A 21687-nucleotide genomic window follows, 5' to 3' on the forward strand; every position below is an offset into this window, starting at 1 on the left:
GCCCAAAGTTACAAGAGATTATTGTTATTAATCAGTTTGTTTGCTCATAGATTCTACAACAGCTGCAATTTTTTGAGCGCTGTCTATTACAATCTTTTCTTGCTCGGCTTCAACCATAACACGAACCACAGGTTCAGTGCCTGACTTACGCAGTAAAACACGGCCTTTATCGCCTAAAGCAAGCTCTACTTCTGCTACAGCTGAAAGCACTTCTGGTGCTTTTGTCGGGTCAGTTCCAGCTGTATAACGCACGTTAATCATCTTCATTGGATACTTGGTAAAACCAGCGCCTAAGTCTTGCAATGTACGATTTTGTGCAACCATAGCAGCAAGTACTTGTAAGCTTGAAATAATACCATCACCCGTGCTAATTAAGTCTAGGTTTAGTACATGGCCTGAGCTTTCACCGCCAATTTTCCAGCCTTTTTGCTGTAGTAATTCCATAACATAGCGATCCCCCACTTTACTGCGAGCAAACTCGATACCTTTTGCTTTTAAAGCGTTTTCAAGGCCCATGTTAGACATAACAGTACCAACTACACCACCACCCAAATTATCATCTTGGGCTGCTTGGCAAGCAATAATATAAACCAGATCATCACCATCAAAAACACGGCCATTATGATCAACCATCATCACGCGGTCACCATCACCATCGTATGCAATACCTACGTCGGCTTTAAGTTCAAGCACTTTACGTTTAAGGGTATCTACGTGAGTAGCGCCACATTCATGGTTGATATTAACGCCGTTAGGCTCGCACGCATGTGTTATTACTTCTGCGCCAAGTTCACGCATAACAGAAGGTGCAATATGATAAGTTGCGCCATTTGCGCAATCGACAACAATCTTAAGACCTTCTAAAGACAGGCCTTGCGGGAACTGGCTCTTACAAAACTCTATATAGCGGCCATCCGCACTGACTAAACGCGATGCTTTGCCTAATTTATCTGAAGCAACACATGTCATTTGCTCATCAAGCATCGCTTCAATTTCAAGCTCTACTGCATCATCAAGCTTTAAGCCTTGACCATTGAAAAACTTAATACCGTTATCGTAATATGGATTATGTGAGGCACTAATTACAATACCTGCCTCAGCACGAAATGTTTGCGCTAAATAAGCAACGGCCGGTGTAGGCATAGGACCCAATAATACAACATCAATACCAGCAGCAATTAAACCAGCCTCAAGTGCGGTTTCAAGCATATAGCCCGAAATACGCGTATCTTTACCAATAATTACTTTTTTAGTACCACTTTGCGATAATACACGCCCAGCAGCCCAGCCTAGCTTCATTGCAAATTCAGGGTTTATTGGAGCAGCGCCTACAAGTCCACGCACGCCATCGGTGCCAAAATATTTTCTTTCTTTCATTGTGAAATTCCTTGTTCGCAGGCTTGATATACACCAAGTACATCTGCGGTTTCTTTTACGTCATGTACACGAATAATTTTTGCGCCATTTTGCGCTGCGATTAACGCACCCGCTAAGCTGCCCGCTAACCGTTCATTTGTATTTCTGTTTAATAAATTACCTATCATCGATTTACGAGATAATCCGGCCAATAATGGCAAACCTAATTTATTAAAATCGTCAAACTTAGCCAATATTTGATAGTTATGACTAAGCGTTTTTCCAAATCCAAAACCTGGGTCTAGAATAAGTCGTTCAAACTTAATCCCAGCTGTTTCACATGCTTTAATACGTTCACTAAAAAACATACTTATATCTGCAAACAAATTAACGTAATGAGGTGACGATTGCATGTTCCGGGGCTGCCCTTGCATATGCATTAAACAAATTGCTACATCTTCATACTGCGCAACCGTTTCTAAGGCGTCTATTTCTTGTAAAGCTCTAACATCATTGACTATATCTGCCCCTGCAAGTATTGCTTGTTCCATTACCTGTGCTTTACTGGTATCAATTGAAATAACGCAATCACTGTGCTGACGTATCGCTTTAATAGCGGGGATTACTCGAGCAAGTTCATCTTCTAAGCTAACATCTGGCGCGCTTGGGCGAGTAGATTCTCCCCCTATATCTAAAATTGTCGCACCGTCATCTAATAATTGCATTGCGCGCTTTAGCGCTATTTTGGGATCTAAAAACTGCCCACCATCAGAAAATGAATCCGGCGTTACATTTAGTATTCCCATAATAACGGGCTTTTCAAGATTAAGCGTACGCCCTCTCGGAAGCTTTAATATGTTAGTCATTGCCAACCTTTATTCTTTTTCTAAATAGCTGATACAAAAAAGCCCCGAAGTTCGGGGCTTTCATTACTATTTTAACGATTATTCAGCTTTGTCATCAAGGTTTGTTTCATCTTTTTTTGATGAATCATCAGTCTTTTGACTTTCATCAGCAACTGGTTCTTGAGGTTCTTCCGCTTTTACCGGTTTAGCTTCATGACGGTCATGTGCATCACGCGGTTCACGTACTGGTTGGCGTGCCATTAAATCATCAATTTGCTTAGCATCAATAGTTTCGTATTTCATTAACGCATCTTTCATTGAGTGAAGAATATCAATATTTTCTTTTAATATTTCTTCTGCTCTTTGATAGTTACGATCTGAAAGTAATCGAACCTCTGCATCAATTACTTTTGCCGTGTCGTCCGACATGCTAGATGAACGACTACCGCCACCACCCATATACATTTCGTTCTGATCTTCAGCGTAAAGTAACGGACCTAGTTTTTCACTTAAACCCCAATGTGTAACCATTTTACGCGCTATATCTGTAGCTCGTTCAATGTCATTACTTGCACCCGTTGTTACTTTATCTGCGCCGTAAATAAGCGCTTCAGCAATACGGCCACCATAAAGGCTAGAAATCATTGATTCTAAAAGCTCTTTTGAATGACTAACACGATCTTGCTCAGGCAAGTACATTGTTACACCCAGCGCACGGCCACGTGGAATAATAGATACTTTATAAACTGGATCATGTTCTGGCACCATACGACCAACAATAGCATGGCCAGCTTCATGGTACGCTGTCATTGCTTTTTCTTGCTCGCTCATCACCATGGTCTTGCGCTCTGCGCCCATCATGATTTTATCTTTAGCAGCGTCAAATTCAGCCATACTTACAACACGTTTATTACCACGCGCTGCATAAAGTGCAGCTTCGTTTACTAAGTTAGCTAAATCCGCGCCAGAGAAACCTGGAGTACCACGTGCTATAAGAGCAGCTTCTACGTTATCGCCTAATGGCACTTTACGCATGTGTACTTTAAGTATTTGCTCACGACCACGAATATCAGGTAAACCTACTTCAACTTGACGGTCAAAACGACCTGGGCGAAGTAATGCAGGGTCTAGTACATCTGGTCGGTTAGTTGCTGCGATAACAATAATACCTTCGTTACCACCAAAACCATCCATTTCCACTAGCATTTGGTTAAGTGTTTGCTCACGTTCGTCGTTACCGCCGCCCATACCAGCACCACGTTTACGACCAACAGCGTCAATCTCATCTATAAAGATAATACAAGGCGCCGCTTTTTTAGCTTGCTCAAACATGTCTCGTACACGTGACGCACCAACACCCACAAACATTTCAACAAAATCTGAACCAGAAATTGTAAAAAATGGCACTTTAGCTTCACCAGCAACAGCCTTCGCAAGTAACGTTTTACCGGTACCTGGAGGACCAACCATTAGTACACCTTTAGGAATACTACCGCCAAGTTTTTGAAACTTAGAAGGATCTCGTAAAAAGTCTACCAGCTCAGTAACATCTTCTTTCGCTTCATCACAACCTGCAACATCAGCAAACGTTGTTTTAATTTGATCTTCACTCATTAAGCGAGCTTTACTCTTACCAAATGACATAGCGCCTTTACCGCCGCCGCCTTGCATTTGACGCATGAAGAATATCCATACACCTATAAGCAGTATCATCGGGAACCAAGAAATAAATATACTTGCTAAGAATGATTGTTCTTCAGGTTGTACACCCTTCACATTTACATCATTTTTAAGTAAATCATTTATTAAGTCTTCATCGTACATTGGCATCGTTGTTTGAAAACGCTCACCACTGCTCTTAGTACCAGTAATATTTCCTGTACCGCGGTCGATAATAACTTCTTGTAAAGAGCCACTGCGGACATCTTTTACAAATTGAGTGTAACTTGTTTGACGATCAACTTGCTCGCCGCCATTAAAGCTCTGAAAGACTGACATCAGCACAACTGCAATCACCAGCCATAGTATTAAATTTTTCGCCATATCGCTCAAGGGGTTAACCTCTTGTATCCAATTAATTTAAATTCAACTAAACGCCAAGCAACTGTACTACAGTTTGTATCCAGTCGCTACTATATATACTTCCCGAGAACGGGCACGTGAGGCATCAGGTTTGCGTATTTTCACTGCTTTAAAACTATTACGTACATCTTGCAAGTATTGATCAAAGCCTTCTCCTTGGAAAACTTTAACAATAAATGCGCCATTTTTCTTTAGTACTTGACTACACATATCCAGCGCAAGTTCTACCAAATACATACTACCCGCTTGATCTACTGAGTTATTGCCACTCATATTTGGTGCCATGTCAGAGAGTACCACATCAACATTTTTACCATCAATACGTTTTAACAACGCATTTAATACAGCCTCCTCACGAAAGTCACCTTGTAAGAAGTCAACACCCGCAAGTGAATCCATCGGCAATATATCACACGCGATCACTTGGCCTTTGTCACCTACTTTTTCAGCCAAATATTGAGACCAACTTCCTGGAGCCGCCCCTAAATCAACAACTGTCATACCTGGACGAAGTATTTTATCTCTATTTTGTACTTCATCTAATTTAAAAACCGCTCGGGAACGCCAGCCTTTTTTTTGCGCTTCTTGAACATATTTATCATCAAAATGTTCTTTCAGCCATCGCTGTGAACTGGCTGACTGTTTTTTATTTGTCATAAATTAACACGCAACTAATTAGTAATATTCTCTAGATGGCGTTAGAATACCCTTAATTCAAGCCATATTCAGCAAAATTTGTATAAACATGACATTATCAAACAAACAAAAGCAGTTTTTAAAAGGTCAGGCACATAGCCTTAAGCCTGTAGTTTTACTAGGTTCTAACGGTTTAACCGAAGGCGTAGTAGTAGAAATTCAAAGTGCATTAGAAATTCACGAATTAATCAAAGTTAAAGTTCCAACTGACGATCGTGAAACAAAAGCATTAATTTTTGAAGCAATCGTACGTGAAACTGGTGCGACTAAGCTACAAACGATAGGTCACACTATTGTGCTTTATCGTCAAAGCGTTGAGAAAAAAATACATTTACCGCGTAACTAATTATTCCTGTTAAAGGATTTAGTGCGTTTAAATTAAAAAAACCAGCTTAATGCTGGTTTTTTATTATTTAACATTTTAAATCAAAAACTCATTTTATGATGGGTTACATCATATTCGCTACCATTACTACTGCGCTTCTTATTCAATATAAAGTACTGAGAAAATTGTGTTTCACTCATTGCTGGCACTTTTTCATTCGAAAGTAGCTCGGCTAGTTGCGGTGTTGTATTACTGTGCCCAATAACAACAACTACACCTTTTAGTTTTAGTAACTCATTTTTTAAATCACTTAGCTTACCTGCGTTATACACATTTATTTTGGTATTAAAATGTGCCTGCAAAGGTGCGGCTGTTTGCAACGTGCGTTTATAGTTGCTGCTAAAAAGATGTATATTTTGATGTTCTTTAAACAACGTAACTAAATTATTTGCACGTGCCTTCCCCTCTTCTGAAAGCGCTGGATTTTTACCCGTTAACTTTTCGCTATGACGAAACAAATATATCTCATCAGGTGCTGCAAACACTAAACTACAATTGAATGACATGATTAAAAAAGTGATTGCTAATATTATTTTATTATTCATATTTTTTTACCTCGTTTGTATTCTAATAGCCTGTCGATAAATTCAGTCGTTAGCTCATTGATTACGCCGGTTTCAGCATTAACTATTAAGCTAAAACCAATATTTAAGTGAGGAAATACAACCACATCACTTCTATAACCTTGCACCCAGCCACTATGATAGTAAAGTGTTTCATCAGCATAGTTATAAACGCGCCAGCCTAATCCGTAATAGGCTTCATTGAGGTGTTTTTTCCATACCCTGCGATGCATTTCTTTTTTTGTATGTGTATAAGGGCGTGTTTGTTTTGCTAGAGTATCCAATGACAAAACATCAGGATATTGGCCCAGCTGCGCTCTTAACCAAATAGCCATATCACTTGCGCTAGCGTTCACACCAGCTGCAGGTCCCACTTTATAATAATTTTTTTTAAGCTTAGCGCTATACCAGCGTTTTTTACCCCGCACATGAGGTAGAGCATAATTATTGTCATGCACCATTTGTTCAAAACCTAAGCTCGCATCACTCATTTTTAATGGCTCAAAAATAGCTTCTCGTAACCACTGTCCGTAACTTTTATCGGTGCTTTGTAATATCACATCGCCTATAAGACTAAACATAACGTTTTGATAGCCATAACATTCGCCGGGTTTGCAAATTGGTTTGACGCTAAGCAGCTTTTCAACAATACCTGGGTAATCCATACGAGATTCAATTAAATTGTCGTATGCATTAGGAACTAATCCACTTGAATGGCTCAAAAGATGAAACACCTTTAAATCATCTTGATAAACAGTCCCTTTAAAATCAGTTATGTATTCGCTAACAGGCTTATCTAATTCCAGTAGGCCGTTAGCAGCCAATTTAGCTGATAACGAGCCTGCAAATGTCTTCGAAACAGACGCGAGTCTAAACCGAGTATGCTTATTAACTTTTTGTCCATTTCGTGATTTAGTTACGCCCATGGTGTGGATGTAGTCTGAATTGTTTATATTTACAATCGAAAGCGCTGCACCGGGTATACCTTTACTTTTTAATTTTTTTTGTGCGTAACGGCCGTACTTTTTTACAAATGCATCCCAATCAGGATCCGCTTTTGCTGCAAAACCCATAGAACTAAACAGCAAACACAAAGCAGATAGGCAATACGATAAAGAGTTGAGATACTTCATTTTTTATAAAATTTATCTTTTTAACTACATCTGCGCAGATAATATCATGAAGTTTTGTTTGTACTAACGTACAATACGACGATTATTTGGTTTTAAGCGAGTGTTTAGTACTTATGCGTTTTTTAGTTGTGTCACTTTTTATTTTATTATCAACTGGTTGTGCTATTACAAAGCAACCGGCCGAACCACTGGCTATGCCATTAAAGCCAACATTAAAAAGTCAGACCTATCAACTTGAGTACACTACAGAGCACTCATCTCCAAAAGTTAAATCGGTTCAGCTTCCTGCACATAAAGTAGTTAGAAACCAAACAGTAAAAATCATTACCGATAAGGCAAGCGTAACCGATAAACTTCTATCGCAAATTAGCCAAGCACTGAACGATAAACAACTAAAAGTAACAACTAAAAATAACAGTGACTACACACTGACTATTCAGCAACTCGATTTAACTTTCACAGATGATACTAAGTACGCAATAAAGCAACCAGAGAAGCCATTTACTTTATATTCAAATGTTGCCCAGCAATACCCAACACAACAGTGCGCTGCAATATTTGCACAAGTTAGTATGCGTCTCACGCACAAGTCATCGGGTGATGTTGTTTGGTTTGCTAAATCTTCAATCGACAGTGCAAGTTTTCATCGTGAACCACTAATTTACAATTTCACCGAAGAGCAAAAAATAACAAATGAGCTTGAGGTTGTCGCTTTTATTCATCAGCAAAACACTGACGAGGCCCGAATTGAAAGACTTGGCAAAGATATTCAAATACCTCAGTACAAAACGTTGTCAAAACTATCTAGCCTTACCAAACTTAGCGGTCCATGTAATAGAACAGAAGTAAGTGCATTAACACCTATGATGCAGTTTTACTTGAGTAGTATATTAATCGATAAAATTAAAGTTCAGTAAATTAGGGTCTGTTGATCTTTACGGATTAAAATTTGTTCAAACTAGGGGCTATTTAATCGCGGCGCGAGATTTGTAACCTAGTGGGCTAAGTCAAAACCGAGCAACAAAGAGTAAATAGCCCCTAGGAAGAACCCTTTGGGCAGCGCCTGTTTGGCATTAATGCTACGTTATCGCCCATTTATGGGGAATAGCCACACTGCATAGGCTCTGCCTTACCTAAATACCAAACAGACTGCTGCAAATTTAACCTTGAAAGATCAACAGACCTAACACTTACTACATTTTTTTACAGATTAAAGGAACGAATTAACAATATACTACGCTTAATAACAAATAATAATTAGGCCCTAAGGGATGAGAAACGCTTTGCTTAACCATACTTTACTGAGCATAACACTGCTTTTTTGCTGCATTTTTAGCACGTCGAGTATGGCAAGTAACCGCTATTATGCAGATAATACGTTAGAGCCAACCCAAGGCTTTGCGTGGGATTGGAGTGCTGGTGCGGGCTTTTATATTGAAGATTCTTACCTTGTCGGCATTGAGTCTTACGATAAAGGCGTTGAGCTCGACTTAAGTCTTGCTGTTTCCTACGATAAATTTTACCTTGATTTCGATCACAATCAACTCAGTGGCGGCCTTGTAATAGGCTACAGTCTTATAGATAAATTTGATTGGGGCCTAGATATATTAGGCACAAATACTCAAGCTGGATTTGACGAAAAAGGCCTCGGATTCTATAACCATGGTGTTATAAAAGAACTCCAAGGTATAAAAAAACGTAATTACGACTTTGACGTCGGCCTTCGACTTTCTCGTCGATTTGAAAATTCTCAATTCTCTTTTGAATACCTTCATGATGTATCTGGCGCGCACAATGGCTGGGTTATAAACAGCTTTTTTAGTCACATTTTACCATGGCGAAACTGGGAGTTTAGATCTGGTGTTGGTTTAAGCGCCTACTCTGCTGACTTTACCAATTATTACTTTGGCATTGATAGCGATGAAGCCACCAGCCTTCGCCCGATTTATAGCAGCAATGCCAGTACTAGTATTATTTTTGAGTTCCATGCTGAGTACCCAATAAGCCAAGATTGGGTGTTTTTATCCGGCTGGCTTACCACATGGTTTTCAAAAGAGATTGACGACAGTCCAATTATTTCCCAAGGATATCAACACAAAGCCAAGGTAGGCCTACGTTATGTATTTTAGATGGATCTGTGTATTACTGATCTTCCCCAGTACTTTTACTGTTAAAGCTCAGGAACCTCCTGAAGCACTTATAGCAGTTCCAGACACCTGCGTTGCATTGCGCGAAGGGCGAAATTGCTATGCTGACGTAACGCTAACGTGGGAGCAACCTATCATTGGTAATTACTGCCTACGTGACGCCACCTCAAAGTACATAATGCAATGTTGGCTCAAGCAACAGAGCGGTACCTTTAATTATGCATTTGATTCACAGCAAAGTATTTCATTTGAACTATTTGACAGCAATACCTCTAAAATAATTAGTATTGCCGAAGTAAAGCTTCAATGGGTATATCAAAACAGGCAAAAAAAGCGCCGCTGGCGACTATTTTAATACCAATCGCATTAAGGATATTTTCATGGATAACTATGGCACTATTTTACTCGTTGAAGACGATGTATCACTTGCTCAATGGGTTGCTGAATACTTAACAGAGCAAGGCTACACAACGCATGTTTGTCACAGAGGTGACGAAGTAATTAGCCAAGTCAAAACGTTAAATCCAAATATCGTGCTCCTTGATATTATGCTTCCAGGGCAAGATGGTATAAGCGTGTGTAGAGAACTTCGTAGTTTTTATAATTCGCCCATCATAATGCTCACCGCACGCGATGAAGAAATGGATGAGGTCATTGGTCTAGAAGTAGGTGCAAGCGACTACATAATGAAACCTGTGCGCCCTCGTGCATTGCTAGCGCGTATAAAAGCAGCCCTTCGCCAAAACAATGAGCCAAATACCCCACACGTTAACGAGAGTGTTATTAATGTTGGTACGCTTAGTATTGATACCGAATCTAGAAATGTAAAACTCAACAAGCAAGACGTAAACATATCAAGTGCTGAGTATTTACTGCTTCATTACCTTGCGAGCAATGCAGGCCAAGTGGTCTCGCGTGACGCTGTATTTAAAGCAACCAAAGGCAGAGAATACGATGGGCTTGATAGAAGTGTTGATGTACTTATTTCTGCACTTCGTAAAAAGTTTAATGATGATCCACAAAACCCTGAAAAAATTAAAACTATTTGGGGCCGTGGATATTTACTTGTTTCTACTGCGTGGTAATAAAGTGATGAATAAATAAATGAAAAAGTTTTATATATCGCTTTTAGGCAGTGCACTTTTATCTATTGTGGTATTGGGCTGGCTTATTGATGCTTTTAGTCAACAAGCGCATACCCCACAGGATGAATTTAGTCAGCAAAGTAAAATGATTATGGGTTTTAGCAAGCAATTAGCTAACATACCCACATCTGAGCGCAGCGATTATGTAAAACAACTGGCGCTAGAATTTGATGTTTTAATTGATTATAAACCTAATGAATCACTTGCTTTACCGCCTTCTTTATTATTACAAATGCATACGCCGGGTGGGCTGATTTTAGAAGATCAGCAAGGCTTTTATATGCTTTATAGCAGCGCTGTTTTAAATCCTTTTCACTTATCAATGCGTTTAGATAAAATTTTTGATAGCGAGCAACATAACGACATTATATTAACCTTACTCTTTTACGCAGGCTTATGTGTATTTATGGGGTTTATTATTGCGCCCTTAGCTAAACGATTAACCGTGTTAAATGAAGCCGCTAAAAAGTTTGCCTCTGGTAATGTTCAAGCCCGAATAAAAGTATCGCATTTTACTTACATAAAAGACGTAGAGCTTACCTTTAACCGCATGGCCAGCCAAATAGAGAAACTTGTCGCTGAAAATAAACTAATGGCTTCAAGTTTATCTCATGATATACGCACCCCTATCGCGTGCCTGCGATTTGGTTTAGATGCGGCATTAGATAGCCATGATGAGCAAAAAGTAAAACAGTATTTAACCCGTATGGAAAATGATTTAGACCATATGGAATCGATGCTTAGTAGCTATTTAGCTTTTGCTACTTTAGAACAAAATGCTAATAAGCTGACCTATTCATCAACAAACATTAAGTCCTACCTTGAAGATATTTTAGTTCAACTTGCACCAAAACTTGAAATGCAAATGCTTAACGTACAGCTCAATAGTACAGATAAAATAATAAATGCAGATCTTCACTGGCTTGCTCGCGCAATTACTAACTTATTAACTAACGCATGTGATTTTGCAAGCCAACATATTTACCTGAGCGCAAAGTTACACGAGCAACAGCTTATAATAACGGTAGAAGATGACGGCCCGGGTATCGCTCGAGAAAATTTTAGTAATGTATTTAGCCCATTTTTTAGGGAAGAAGATCACCGTAACAGAGCTGATAAAAGTTACGGCCTTGGTCTAGCTATTGTTGAAAAAGTAGCCGACTGGCATCATGGCAGTGTTAAAGTAAGTAAAAGTACCCAGCTAGGTGGTGCGTGTTTTACTTTCACTATTGCACAGCATCATAATTCGTAAAGCAATAGTTACAGACTGTAATTAACAATTATTAAACAAAATCAACTCGTTATTTTAAACGACTCGATAACAACAATTAAAATCGATGGTTATAACACACACTTTACTTATTAAATTGTGCTAGATCAGCAAATAAGCACTTTTTATTTTTTAACATTTCCAGTAGATTGTCACCGCCGTCACACAATAGAGAAGTACAATAATATGAGCGCAGTTAGAGGCGAGTTCAGCTCTCGCTTTGGTTTTATTATGGCCGCCGCGGGTTCTGCCGTTGGTTTGGGCAATATTTGGGGATTCCCTACACAAACAGCAAGTAATGGCGGTGCTGCATTTTTAGTCGCATATTTAGTGCTTGCGTTCTTTTTAGCCTACCCCGCTTTAATGGCTGAACTTATGATTGGTCGTCATGGCCAAGCAAATGCGGTTTCATCACTTCAAAAAATATCTAATAAGCCATGGCAAAAACACTTTGCCTTTATTGTTGGTTTTGGCGGTATTTTATGTGCTGGCTTTATATTAAGTTTTTACGCCATTGTTGCTGGTTGGATGCTCAGCGCTACAGCTGAACCCATAGCCACTTTAGTTGGTGCCAACACAGCATCTACATGGTTAAGCGAGCAATCACTTACCCGAAACATTATATTCACTCTCGTCTTTATCGTACTAACTGTCGCTATTATCAGTAGAGGCGTTGAGAACGGTATTGAAAAATGGTCAAAACGTTTAATGCCCGCTCTTTTGGGGATTTTATTTGCACTTATTGCTTATGTAATGACCCAAGATGGCGCAATGGAAGGTTTAAAGGCTTACTTAGTTCCTGATTTTTCGTCTATTTTTGACGCAAAACTATTAGTTAGCGCACTAGGACAAGCTTTTTTCTCTTTATCGCTAGGTACTAGCGTAATGATTATTTACGGCTCGTACATCAGCAAAAAAGAAAATCTTGTTTCTTTAGGTGCCTATGTAACCCTTATTGATGTATTTATAGCCTTTGTAGCGGGTTTACTGATTATTCCGGCTATGTATGTAGCGCAAGCTCAAGGCGTTGAAATATTCTCGGCCTCAACAGGTAAATTACTCTCTGAAGATACGTTAGTATTTCAGGTACTCCCTGCTTTATTTGATGGAATGGGCGAAGTTGGCTTATTTGTGGGCTTTTCATTTTTTGCGTTAATGAGTATTGCCGCTTTAACGTCATCTATTTCAATGTTAGAGGCGCCAGTATCATACACTGTAGAACGCTTTGGGATGAAACGCGTTCAGGCAACCTGGTTGATTGGAGCTTTAATTGCTATCGTTAGCATTATAATTGTGTGTAACCTTAGCAGCTTATTTGGCTTAGTGATTACTTTAACTACAAAAGTAGCTCAACCTTTGCTTGGCCTGATGTGTTGTATATTTGTAGGCTGGATTTGGTACAGAAGCTCATTACTTAAAGCAATTAAAGAAGGTAATCCTGAGGTCCATAACACATTGTTTTGGAAAATATGGCCTTGGTATACCAAGTTTGTGTGTCCACTTGCTATTGGTATGGTGTTTTTACACTCATTCTTGAGCTAAATAATACCTTAACCTTAAAATAGTCTTAAATTAAAATAGCCCACATTAGTGGGCTTTTTTATAGCTGCTTAAATTGGATTTATTTAGTGAGTTTTAAAATCATATCTTGATGAGGTATACCGTCTTCTAAATATTCACTTTTATAATCCTCAAAGCCAAAAGAGCGGTAAAAATCAAGTAAGTAAGTTTGTGCACCTATATAAATATCTCGCTCAGGCCATTGTGCTTTGCAGCAGTCTATAGCTTTAGTAATAAGTAAAGTAGCATACCCATTACCACGCGCTCCTTCACTCACTAGCACGCGACCTATTGCGCTGTATTGCTCACTTTTGTCATAACAACGCGCATAAGTTTGTAGTTGCTCATTATCCAATGTATATAAATGCTGTGTATTTGAAGCAATATCTACATCATCAAGTTCAGGGTAAGGACATTTTTGCTCTACAACAAACACATCAACCCGCCCACGCATAATAGTAAAAAGAGTCTGTGTATCAAGAGCATCAAACTGCTCACATTTAAACTGCATATTAAATCCTATAAGCAAAAAACCCAGCTTAGGCTGGGTTTATTAAAATCACTCGCTAGCTTAGTTAGCTTATACTAAGTAAATAAGCGCTCTAGCTGATCACACAACTGCGATAGATTCACATGATCGTGCTCTATGGTCAAATCTACATAACCATCGCCTTTAAAGGCTCTGTCTAGCTCTATAAGCACATGTGTTTTATGTGCCTCTGGTACAAACGATAATTCAATCTCCTGAATGCCAAATAAGCTGCGGCTATTAGGTTTATACTCAAGTTCTTGGTAACACCCAGATAATGACTGAAAAGTTGAAGCCCGTAAGTGGCCTTTTTCTACGTCAGCTTTCATTAAACTAAAACCTAACTTTTCCATCGCTTGCATACACGTTTTAACCGCTTCATTAGGGTAAATGTGTAAATGATCTTTATCTGTTGGGTCAAGTGCTAAGTCTATATCTAGGCCTGTTTCTAGCCATACATGTGATTGATTATAACCTGCATTAATTTCTGTAATAGGTGTTTCAGAATGAAGACGTGCTTCAAAAGGGATGTTTTTAACTTCGCCTGGCTCAATTGTACCAATATCTGTAATTCGCCATTGCTCAATTACATGATTAGTAAAATAATCGCCATCATCACCCGCAACTTTAACACGAGTCATTAATAATAAATCTAAGCCTGCGATATCTTGGCTAACATCCCCTGCTGTGATAACTATTTGTGCGTTAAAAAGTTGACCTGGTTGTAGGTGTTCAGTTTCTAAAATAGTGTCTACTTTTGCAGCACCAATACCTACCGACGCTAAAATCTTTTTAAACATATCTCTCTCCTTAAGCTGAGCTGCTCTATTATTTGCTCTGGCTTAAACTTCTTCGTTATCGCATCTTAACCATATTTAAAAGCTAATGTCAGTGAAAAAATGTTATTTACATACTATTTACGATTAAATAAGTGTTTAATGCGCATTTTTCATACGCAGCAAGGCAAGTAATTGATTAGACGCGTTCATTTTTAGGTCTATTATATTTTCAATGGCATAAATTTTTCGTTACACTGCAACACCAAATGAAGTGATATTAAGAATTATGGAACTAATCTATTTTGCTGCCGCGTTTGTTTGTGGTTTTGCCGTTTATCAATTAAAACTACCTCCTCTTATTGGATTTTTATTAGCAGGCTTTGCTTTAAATTTATCGGGATATAAAAGTACAGAGTTGCTCGATACAATTGCAGCACTTGGCGTAACCCTTCTTCTTTTTAGTATTGGCTTGAAACTTAAAGTTAACAGTTTAATTAAACCTCAAGTTTGGGCACCTGCAACATTGCATATCATTTTTAGCAGTGCGTTATTTAGTGGTTTTATGCTGTTACTTGGCGTATTCGCTATTCCACTATTTGTTGATTTAAGTTGGCAAAGTGCTTTATTGGTTGGGTTTGCGCTTAGCTTTTCAAGTACTGTATTTGCAGTAAAAGTACTTGAAGAGCGCGGAGAAATGGCAAGCCTACACGGCAAAATAGCCATTGGTATATTAGTAATGCAAGATATCTTTGCTGTTATCTTTTTAGCTATTAGTACCGGTAAAGTCCCAAATTTATGGGCAATTGCACTAATAATTGCTTTGCCTTTATTACGACCTGTAATGTATGGCGTGTTGAACCGATCTAAACATGGTGAACTATTACCATTGTTTGGTTTTTTCTTTGCTCTAGTTGCTGGTTATCATGCATTTGAATTTGCAGGCCTAAAAGGCGATTTAGGTGCATTAATAATAGGAATGATGTTTGCCCCTCACAAAAAGGCAGGCGAGCTATCAAAATCCCTGCTTAATTTAAAGGACATATTGCTAGTTGGCTTTTTCTTAAGTATTGGTTTGAGCGCAGAGCTAACCACTAACTCCTTGATTGTTGCTATTATACTTATTTTAGTATTACCCGTTAAAATAGCGCTTTATTATGTGTTCACTAATATATTTAAACTACGCGCGCGTACATCATTACTTACTGCTTTTAGCTTATCTAACTACAGTGAGTTTGGTTTAATTGTATGTGCAGTGGCTGCAACTACAGGCATGATCACCTCTGAATGGCTAGCTGTAATGGCAATTGCTGTTTCTATTACCTTTATAATTGCCTCCCCATTAAATAAACGTTCAAACGAGTTGTACGTCAAAATTGAGCACTGGTTATTAAAGTTCGAAAGCAAAACTCGTTTAGCTGAAGAGCTACCTGTTAACCTTAACGATACTAGAATAGTCATTTTTGGTATGGGACGTATTGGTACTGGTGCTTATGAGACTATCAACGCGACTCACCCAAATGTTGTTGCAGGTATAGATATAAAACCTGAGGTGGTAGATAAGCACGTTAACAGAGGCCGCAACGTCTTAATTGCTGATGCAACCGACCCTGACTTTTGGCAACGAGTAAATCACTCACAAGTAGAAATGGTTATGCTTGCAATGCCAAAGCATATGCAAAATATCTTTGCTCTAGAGCAGCTACAAGCCTCTGGTTATAAAGGCCAAGTAACAGCTATTGCAAACTACCCTGATCAACAAAAAGAACTAGAAGAAATGGGTGTTCATTCTACTTATAACTTTTACCTAGAAGCCGGTAGTGGTTTTGCAGAGCACGTTAAACAAGAGCTATTTAACGAATAATTACTTTTTATAACGTCTATAAATAACAAGGCCTTAATCAGTTAAGGCTTTGTTATTAGTTTTTAAATAAAAAGCAATTCTATTTACATTCCTTTACAAGCCAATTCACCACAACAATGAAAAACAGGTAGACTAACTGTGTTGGTTAAATAAGAACCCATGTTCTAATAATAACTTAATTAGATCCCAGCTAATTAAAGTTCAACTAGGTTTATATCAATCAACATAAAATTATTAAATCAGAGGGCCTACTCCCTCGCAAAATAGGCTGTTTCTTGCCCGTCACAGCCTATTTTATATCTCTAAAATCCCTTACACTTACGCATACTTTAAATACATAAGTAGTTTTTATGGATCCAAAACAACTAAAAATAGCTATTAATACCATAATGCCGTTTGGAAAATATGCAGGACGGCCATTGCTTTTACTGCCAGAGCCTTATTTAGTCTGGTTTAATCAGCAAGGGTTTCCTGACTCAAAACTAGGTAGTCAACTTGCGATGATGTATGAGGTAAAACTAAATGGCCTTGAGCAAATGTTAATGCCATTACTTGAAAAAAATAAAAATAGTTGAGAACTTTTTTAAGTACTTGCGGTCTATTGTATTGCTACTTGTTGATTTTGGTTTTTTAACCGCAAAAAAAGCGCCTCTAGGCGCTTTTTTTATGTCTTTAATTTGAGGGGTAAATATACAATAAATTTAGCACCACCTAAGCTTGAGCTTTCTGCTTTACACTCTCCTTGGTGCCACGACACAATTTTAGCAACTATAGCGAGTCCTAAACCAAAACCACCGGTATCCTTGCCTCTACTTTTATCTAGTCGAGTAAAAGGTTTAAATACATTTTCTCGCTCAGCGGGAGCTATCCCCTCACCATCATCTTCAACAATCAATACGATGTGTTTTGTCTCTTGTAGCAATGAAATTTTAACTTGTTTATGAGTGTATTTGAGCGCATTGCCAATTAAATTTTGAAATACTCGCGCCATAAAGTGACTATCACAGTAATAATTTAAATGCTCAGGGAGGTTTACAGAGAGCGTTGTTCGGGCTTCAAAGTTTAGCTTTTCAACAGTTGTTTTTACCAGCCCAGCTAAGTCACAGTTTATTGGCTGTAAACTAGGTTGTTGAGAGTCTAATCGCGCGTATTCAAGCATTTCAGAAACTAGTGACTCAAGCTCGCTAATGTCTGTTTGCATGTTTGTTAAGTACTGCTCACCTTTTTCGTCAAGCATTTGTTCTTGCAGCATTACAATTGCAAACTTTAAACGTGCTAGTGGTGTTCTAAACTCATGCGACACCGATGAGGTAAGTTCTTGCTGCGCACTAAGTAAAAACTCAATACGTTGCTGCATTACCTTTAATGTATCAGTAATAGGTAAAAAGAAAGACTTAGAAGAGTCGTTTAGTTGAAAGTCTTGCAAACCCTCTACCGCTTCACACGCTTTACGTAGCTTTGCAAAGTCGCGCCATAGTAAAAAGCTCCACAGCCCAACAGGTATACCTACAATAATAAGTAGTAATAAATACGGCCAAACAGAAGGTGATTCCTGCGTTAATACACCTACCGGTCCTACTTGAAGTAATGAGTCATTACCGAGATCTACATACCAAACAATGCGTTGTTGCTTATCGTATAAGTATAAGTAGTGGTTTTGGTTGAGCTGCGATTGTTGTTTTTGAGGGAGTATTAAATCACGTCGTTCAATCACTTTACTTTCAAAGTTGTGCTTTAATTTTTTAAGACCATTTGGAGTTTGTGAGAGCAACCAGAGTGATTGCCCAAACTCATCATCTAAGAAGACCTGTTGTTGCGACTCTTCGTAAGGCCACAATTGCTCTATAACACCGCTTACTACAAACAAAGAAACGATGATATATAAATATAAGCTGGTAAACAGTTTTCCCATTAAAGCCGACTAACCTTAAATAGTTCTAAAGATCCCATGCATCAGAAACAAATAAGTAGCCTTGTCCCCATACAGTTTTTATACGATATGGCTTATCGCTGTTGTCGCCTAATTTTTTACGAATTCGTGATACGCGTACATCCACAGTTCTATCAAGTCCATCGTATTGGCGGCCAATCATATGCTGGTGCACATGTTCTCGACTTAGTACTTCACCCGCATTTGACGCTAATAGCCATAGTAACTCAAACTCGTGCGAAGTTAATACAATCTCCGAATCACTTAGTTTTACAATACGACTTGTTTTATCAATGACTAAATCACCAAACTGGAGCTCTTCGCTTGATTTTACCATGGGTTGTCCACGACGCAGTAATGCATTAATTCGCGCTAGTAATACACGTGGCTCTGCTGGTTTTATTACATAATCATCAGCGCCAAGCTCTAAGCCAAGTACTTGGTCGAAATCTTCACCTTTAGCAGTCAACATTAAAATTGGTAGAGTAAATTTATCTCTTACTTGGCGGCAAACGCTAAAGCCATCTTTACCTGGCAGCATAACGTCTAAAATCATTAAATCGGGTGTATTGTTTTCTAAGTAATTAAACACTTCGTCACCACGGTCTAATACTTCGACTTCAAGGCCATTATGTTCAAGGTAATCTTTTGTTAGTTGTTGTAAACCGAGATCATCTTCAACAAGTAAAATTTTTGGCATTAGTTGCTCCTAAATTAAAAAAAGCTCCACGGAGAGCGAAGCCTACGCCTATTTTTTTTAGCATGGGCGCTTTGTACTTCAACCTGTGTTTTTGCTATTAACACACCCGTATGAGGATTGATTAAGGAGTATATGGTCTCCACCTGAACACGCGCTTTATAATTAAATTGCCCAGAAAGTTGTTGCTCCCAGCATTGAAGCCGTTGCTCTTGCTGATACAAACAGACATCACTGTAGGCGTTTAATTGCCATTTAAATTGTAAATCAAGATCGCAAAAACCCTGCTGTTCAGAGACAACGCAGACTTTTGGAGAAACGCTAAAAAAAGGGGTTTGTGCCACACTAAAACCACTAAAAAAAGTGGTAATAAAGACAACTAATATTAAATACTTCATATTAAAAAGTACGATCGAATCCTATAAATGCAGTCATTGAATAAGTACGTTCGAAGAGCGGACTGCCATCCATAGCCGAATAGTCGTAATATGCTACATGAAAACGAAGAGAGTCAGCCTTACTCAGTGGCCAACGGGCGTCGATTTTAGCATAAGGTTGCCAACTACTACCAACGTCTATTTTGCCAAATTGAGTTTCACCCTCATTAAGTCCATAAAAATAGCTATTTAGTTCCGCAGATTTATAGTTTATTCCAAGTGTTGGCTTTATTTTGAGCTTTCCTATCACAGTATGATACTGCCACTGTAATGCTGCGCGTACACCTCGATAAACATCGGTTATATCATGCAGAGCCTGAACCGAAAAAACATGGTCTTCATTTACATAGTGATATGCAATACCCGCATCCAGTGCAATTTGCCGTTTATGTAAATTATCAATATTAACATAGCGAGAGGACGAGGCTTCATCTTGCATTACGAACTGATTGTTGAGGGCACTACTTTGTAGTGTAAATACATTTTTAGGGTGCCAGTCTATAAAAAAGCGAGACTCAGAGTTGAGTTCACCAACTAGATTAAAGTGATGCTTAGGGGTTTGCAAAAATGAATAACCAAGACGGCCATTATCAAAAAACCATTGCTCTGCATAAAACGCAACTTGAGGAATAAGCACGAGCGGAATATTATCTCCACCATGCAAAGGGTTGGTTATAACTCCAGCCCCCACGCTTAAACTCAAATGCAGACGATCGGTTGTTATATCTTGCTCTGTATAATCATCAGCATGCTTGCTTGCCTGTGTTGCTTGCACCGAAAGGCAAACAAACAAAGTGCTAAAACATAGAGCTGTTAATAATGAGAAGGCATACCGCATCAGCGTAAATCAAAGTATCAAAATAAGTGAGTTCCCCATACTAGCAAGGTCTTTTTAAACTAGCTCTAGCTGGTTACAATTATTCACAATTTGTATACAAAAATGTTAACTTTATGCTTTTCGGACTATTTATCTTTCAAGGTAGTTGTGTCTAAGGACTATATTTTGAGTTGCTTGTGTAATTTTTGACTAATAGTACTTTAAGATCCTTTGAAAATGAGGCACTACGTAGCAAATGCAATTATTCAAATAAAAAATTACTAAGAGCTAACTCGCTAAAGCTCTATTGGGTTTTACCTGCTTGTTTACCAAAACTGAAGTTGGATTAAATCGCCCTAAATTGAGCGGCTTTAACCCAAATAAATCAGAAACCTCTGGCACTTATTAAATATCAGGGGCTATTTCTATACGATTTCGTCCATGTGTTTTGGCAATGTATAAGGCTCTATCTGCACGCTCAACTAAAACAGAACTATTTGTAAATGGCCGTAAAATTGCTAAGCCAAAACTTGCTGAAATAGCACGTTTTGCAGTTACATCATGCTTTTTACGAATCGCCAATTTTGCTATTGCTAAACGAATACAATCTGCAAATGCTATTATATCGTTAATAGTGTCAAAGTAGGCTGTTATGCAAAACTCCTCGCCACCATATCTATACACATTTGCAGCTTCAGTTGTATTTTCTCTCACTTTTTTAGCAACTAGCCTAAGGACTTCATCACCCTTTTGATGGCCAAAATCATCGTTAAAGCGCTTAAAATGATCAATATCAAACATAATGAGTACGGCAAGAGAGTCTTCTTGCGCTTGCTCTGAGTATTCGAGGCAAAAGTTTACAATATCAGAATCAAACTTACCTCGATTATAAAAACCCGTAAGCGTGTCGGTATCGGCTGCTTCCTTTGAAATATTGAGTGCTTCTTTTAAATCTTTTATTTCATTGTAGGCAACGGCTAATTTAGTCTGAAACTCCCGAGCATAATCTTGCATTGCAATAGAATCGTCGGTTAAACGCTCAACACAACCTAGTATCTCATTGTAAGAGTTTACATCAACAAGCATATTTAATTCATTTTGTGAGTCGACTAAACTCGTCGTAAAGCTTTTAGAGTGATCAAGCGTTGTGCTTATATCTTGCTGAACTTGCTCCATAGTTGTATGAAATTTTTCAGTCATTTCTTGAAAAAAAACGAGATCGTCTTGCGTTAAATATTTATCAAAAATTTCTTTTGCTTTGTCTTGTGAACATGTTTGTTGCAGAGCAATAACATGGTCTAACTCAGCATTTAATGAAGGTTTGTTTCCTTGAATATAACAGTACCAAATTGCATAGTTGATGGGTGTAACCGGCATTCGGTATTTTACCATCAAAGGAATCGCCTTTTTTAGGCATTGAGCAGAATGAGCAAGTGATACGGCGTGGTTCATAAA

General features: G+C 38.5%; 22 protein-coding genes. 9 read left to right on the forward strand and 13 right to left on the reverse strand.

Annotation, left to right across the window (positions count from 1 at the left end; translation table 11 throughout):
- Positions 1 to 27: 27 nt before the first annotated feature.
- From glmM to rlmE, 4 genes are all read right to left on the reverse strand, one after another.
- A complete protein-coding gene (gene glmM, locus I6F50_RS03350) occupies positions 28 to 1377 on the reverse strand; it encodes a phosphoglucosamine mutase (RefSeq protein ID WP_007586638.1) in 1350 nt (449 codons plus the stop codon).
- Positions 1374 to 2222 (reverse strand): dihydropteroate synthase, encoded by an 849-nt coding sequence (gene folP / locus I6F50_RS03355; protein WP_197141439.1) that lies wholly within the window; start codon positions 2220 to 2222, stop codon positions 1374 to 1376. The genes glmM and folP overlap by 4 nt, the downstream gene beginning before the upstream one ends.
- Before the next feature lie 78 nt (positions 2223 to 2300).
- The gene (ftsH, locus tag I6F50_RS03360; RefSeq protein WP_032827068.1) at positions 2301 to 4244 is read right to left on the reverse strand and encodes an ATP-dependent zinc metalloprotease FtsH; all 1944 of its coding nucleotides are present in this window, start codon (positions 4242 to 4244) and stop codon (positions 2301 to 2303) included.
- A gap of 66 nt (positions 4245 to 4310) precedes the next feature.
- Positions 4311 to 4940 (reverse strand): 23S rRNA (uridine(2552)-2'-O)-methyltransferase RlmE, encoded by a 630-nt coding sequence (gene rlmE, locus I6F50_RS03365; protein WP_007586629.1) that lies wholly within the window; start codon positions 4938 to 4940, stop codon positions 4311 to 4313.
- Positions 4941 to 5028: 88 nt separating this feature from the next.
- On the opposite strand from rlmE, the gene yhbY reads away from it, so the two are divergent.
- Entirely contained in the window at positions 5029 to 5325 is a 297-nt protein-coding gene (gene yhbY, locus I6F50_RS03370) for a ribosome assembly RNA-binding protein YhbY (protein ID WP_002963153.1), read from the forward strand.
- Between the two features lie 80 nt (positions 5326 to 5405).
- On the opposite strand, the gene I6F50_RS03375 is transcribed toward yhbY, so the two are convergent.
- Positions 5406 to 5909: a histidine phosphatase family protein gene (locus I6F50_RS03375; protein WP_165728722.1), complete on the reverse strand. Its 504-nt coding sequence runs from the start codon at positions 5907 to 5909 to the stop codon at positions 5406 to 5408.
- Positions 5906 to 7060, reverse strand: coding sequence for a serine hydrolase (locus tag I6F50_RS03380; RefSeq protein ID WP_165728721.1), 1155 nt, complete (start codon positions 7058 to 7060; stop codon positions 5906 to 5908). Before I6F50_RS03380 ends, I6F50_RS03375 begins: the two co-directional genes overlap by 4 nt.
- 113 nt (positions 7061 to 7173) lie before the next feature.
- Between I6F50_RS03380 and I6F50_RS03385 the strand changes: the two genes are divergently transcribed.
- The 6 genes from I6F50_RS03385 to I6F50_RS03410 all read left to right on the forward strand — a co-directional run bounded on the left by I6F50_RS03385 (position 7174) and on the right by I6F50_RS03410 (position 13164).
- On the forward strand, positions 7174 to 7977 hold the full coding sequence (locus I6F50_RS03385; RefSeq protein WP_007586622.1) for a hypothetical protein: 804 nt from the start codon (positions 7174 to 7176) through the stop codon (positions 7975 to 7977).
- 429 nt (positions 7978 to 8406) lie between these two features.
- On the forward strand, positions 8407 to 9189 hold the full coding sequence (locus tag I6F50_RS03390) for a MipA/OmpV family protein (protein WP_010553867.1): 783 nt from the start codon (positions 8407 to 8409) through the stop codon (positions 9187 to 9189).
- Positions 9179 to 9562, forward strand: coding sequence for a DUF3019 domain-containing protein (locus tag I6F50_RS03395; RefSeq protein ID WP_007586617.1), 384 nt, complete (start codon positions 9179 to 9181; stop codon positions 9560 to 9562). The genes I6F50_RS03390 and I6F50_RS03395 overlap by 11 nt, the downstream gene beginning before the upstream one ends.
- Before the next feature lie 25 nt (positions 9563 to 9587).
- Positions 9588 to 10292 (forward strand): response regulator transcription factor, encoded by a 705-nt coding sequence (locus tag I6F50_RS03400; RefSeq protein ID WP_024590954.1) that lies wholly within the window; start codon positions 9588 to 9590, stop codon positions 10290 to 10292.
- Between the two features lie 19 nt (positions 10293 to 10311).
- A complete protein-coding gene (locus tag I6F50_RS03405) occupies positions 10312 to 11604 on the forward strand; it encodes a HAMP domain-containing sensor histidine kinase (RefSeq protein ID WP_101216201.1) in 1293 nt (430 codons plus the stop codon).
- 204 nt (positions 11605 to 11808) lie between these two features.
- Entirely contained in the window at positions 11809 to 13164 is a 1356-nt protein-coding gene (locus tag I6F50_RS03410; RefSeq protein WP_197175315.1) for a sodium-dependent transporter, read from the forward strand.
- 79 nt (positions 13165 to 13243) lie between these two features.
- On the opposite strand, the gene I6F50_RS03415 is transcribed toward I6F50_RS03410, so the two are convergent.
- Entirely contained in the window at positions 13244 to 13693 is a 450-nt protein-coding gene (locus I6F50_RS03415; RefSeq protein ID WP_165728719.1) for a GNAT family N-acetyltransferase, read from the reverse strand.
- Positions 13694 to 13767: 74 nt separating this feature from the next.
- Positions 13768 to 14511, reverse strand: a complete 744-nt coding sequence (locus I6F50_RS03420; protein WP_007586609.1) for a sporulation protein — start codon at positions 14509 to 14511, stop codon at positions 13768 to 13770.
- Between the two features lie 265 nt (positions 14512 to 14776).
- On the opposite strand from I6F50_RS03420, the gene I6F50_RS03425 reads away from it, so the two are divergent.
- Together I6F50_RS03425 and I6F50_RS03430 are read left to right on the forward strand one after the other, a co-directional pair.
- Entirely contained in the window at positions 14777 to 16351 is a 1575-nt protein-coding gene (locus I6F50_RS03425) for a cation:proton antiporter family protein (RefSeq protein ID WP_007586608.1), read from the forward strand.
- 350 nt (positions 16352 to 16701) lie between these two features.
- Entirely contained in the window at positions 16702 to 16926 is a 225-nt protein-coding gene (locus tag I6F50_RS03430; protein WP_007586607.1) for a DUF3820 family protein, read from the forward strand.
- 89 nt (positions 16927 to 17015) lie between these two features.
- On the opposite strand, the gene I6F50_RS03435 is transcribed toward I6F50_RS03430, so the two are convergent.
- The 5 genes from I6F50_RS03435 to I6F50_RS03455 form a co-directional block, all read right to left on the reverse strand.
- Complete coding sequence (locus tag I6F50_RS03435) at positions 17016 to 18263, reverse strand: ATP-binding protein (RefSeq protein WP_197175316.1); 1248 nt, start codon at positions 18261 to 18263, stop codon at positions 17016 to 17018.
- A gap of 25 nt (positions 18264 to 18288) precedes the next feature.
- Positions 18289 to 18981, reverse strand: coding sequence for a response regulator (locus I6F50_RS03440; RefSeq protein ID WP_007584133.1), 693 nt, complete (start codon positions 18979 to 18981; stop codon positions 18289 to 18291).
- Positions 18982 to 18995: 14 nt separating this feature from the next.
- Positions 18996 to 19376 carry a DUF3019 domain-containing protein gene (locus I6F50_RS03445; protein ID WP_197116694.1) on the reverse strand — a complete coding sequence of 127 codons (381 nt, stop codon included), beginning with the start codon at positions 19374 to 19376 and terminating at the stop codon, positions 18996 to 18998.
- A gap of 1 nt (position 19377) precedes the next feature.
- Positions 19378 to 20190, reverse strand: a complete 813-nt coding sequence (locus I6F50_RS03450) for a MipA/OmpV family protein (protein ID WP_165728717.1) — start codon at positions 20188 to 20190, stop codon at positions 19378 to 19380.
- A 447-nt stretch (positions 20191 to 20637) separates the two neighbouring features.
- A complete protein-coding gene (locus I6F50_RS03455) occupies positions 20638 to 21684 on the reverse strand; it encodes a GGDEF domain-containing protein (RefSeq protein ID WP_197160114.1) in 1047 nt (348 codons plus the stop codon).
- Positions 21685 to 21687: the final 3 nt, after the last annotated feature.

The sequence above is a fragment of the Pseudoalteromonas sp. NZS127_1 genome, assembly GCF_015864295.1.
GTDB lineage: Bacteria > Pseudomonadota > Gammaproteobacteria > Enterobacterales > Alteromonadaceae > Pseudoalteromonas > Pseudoalteromonas arctica.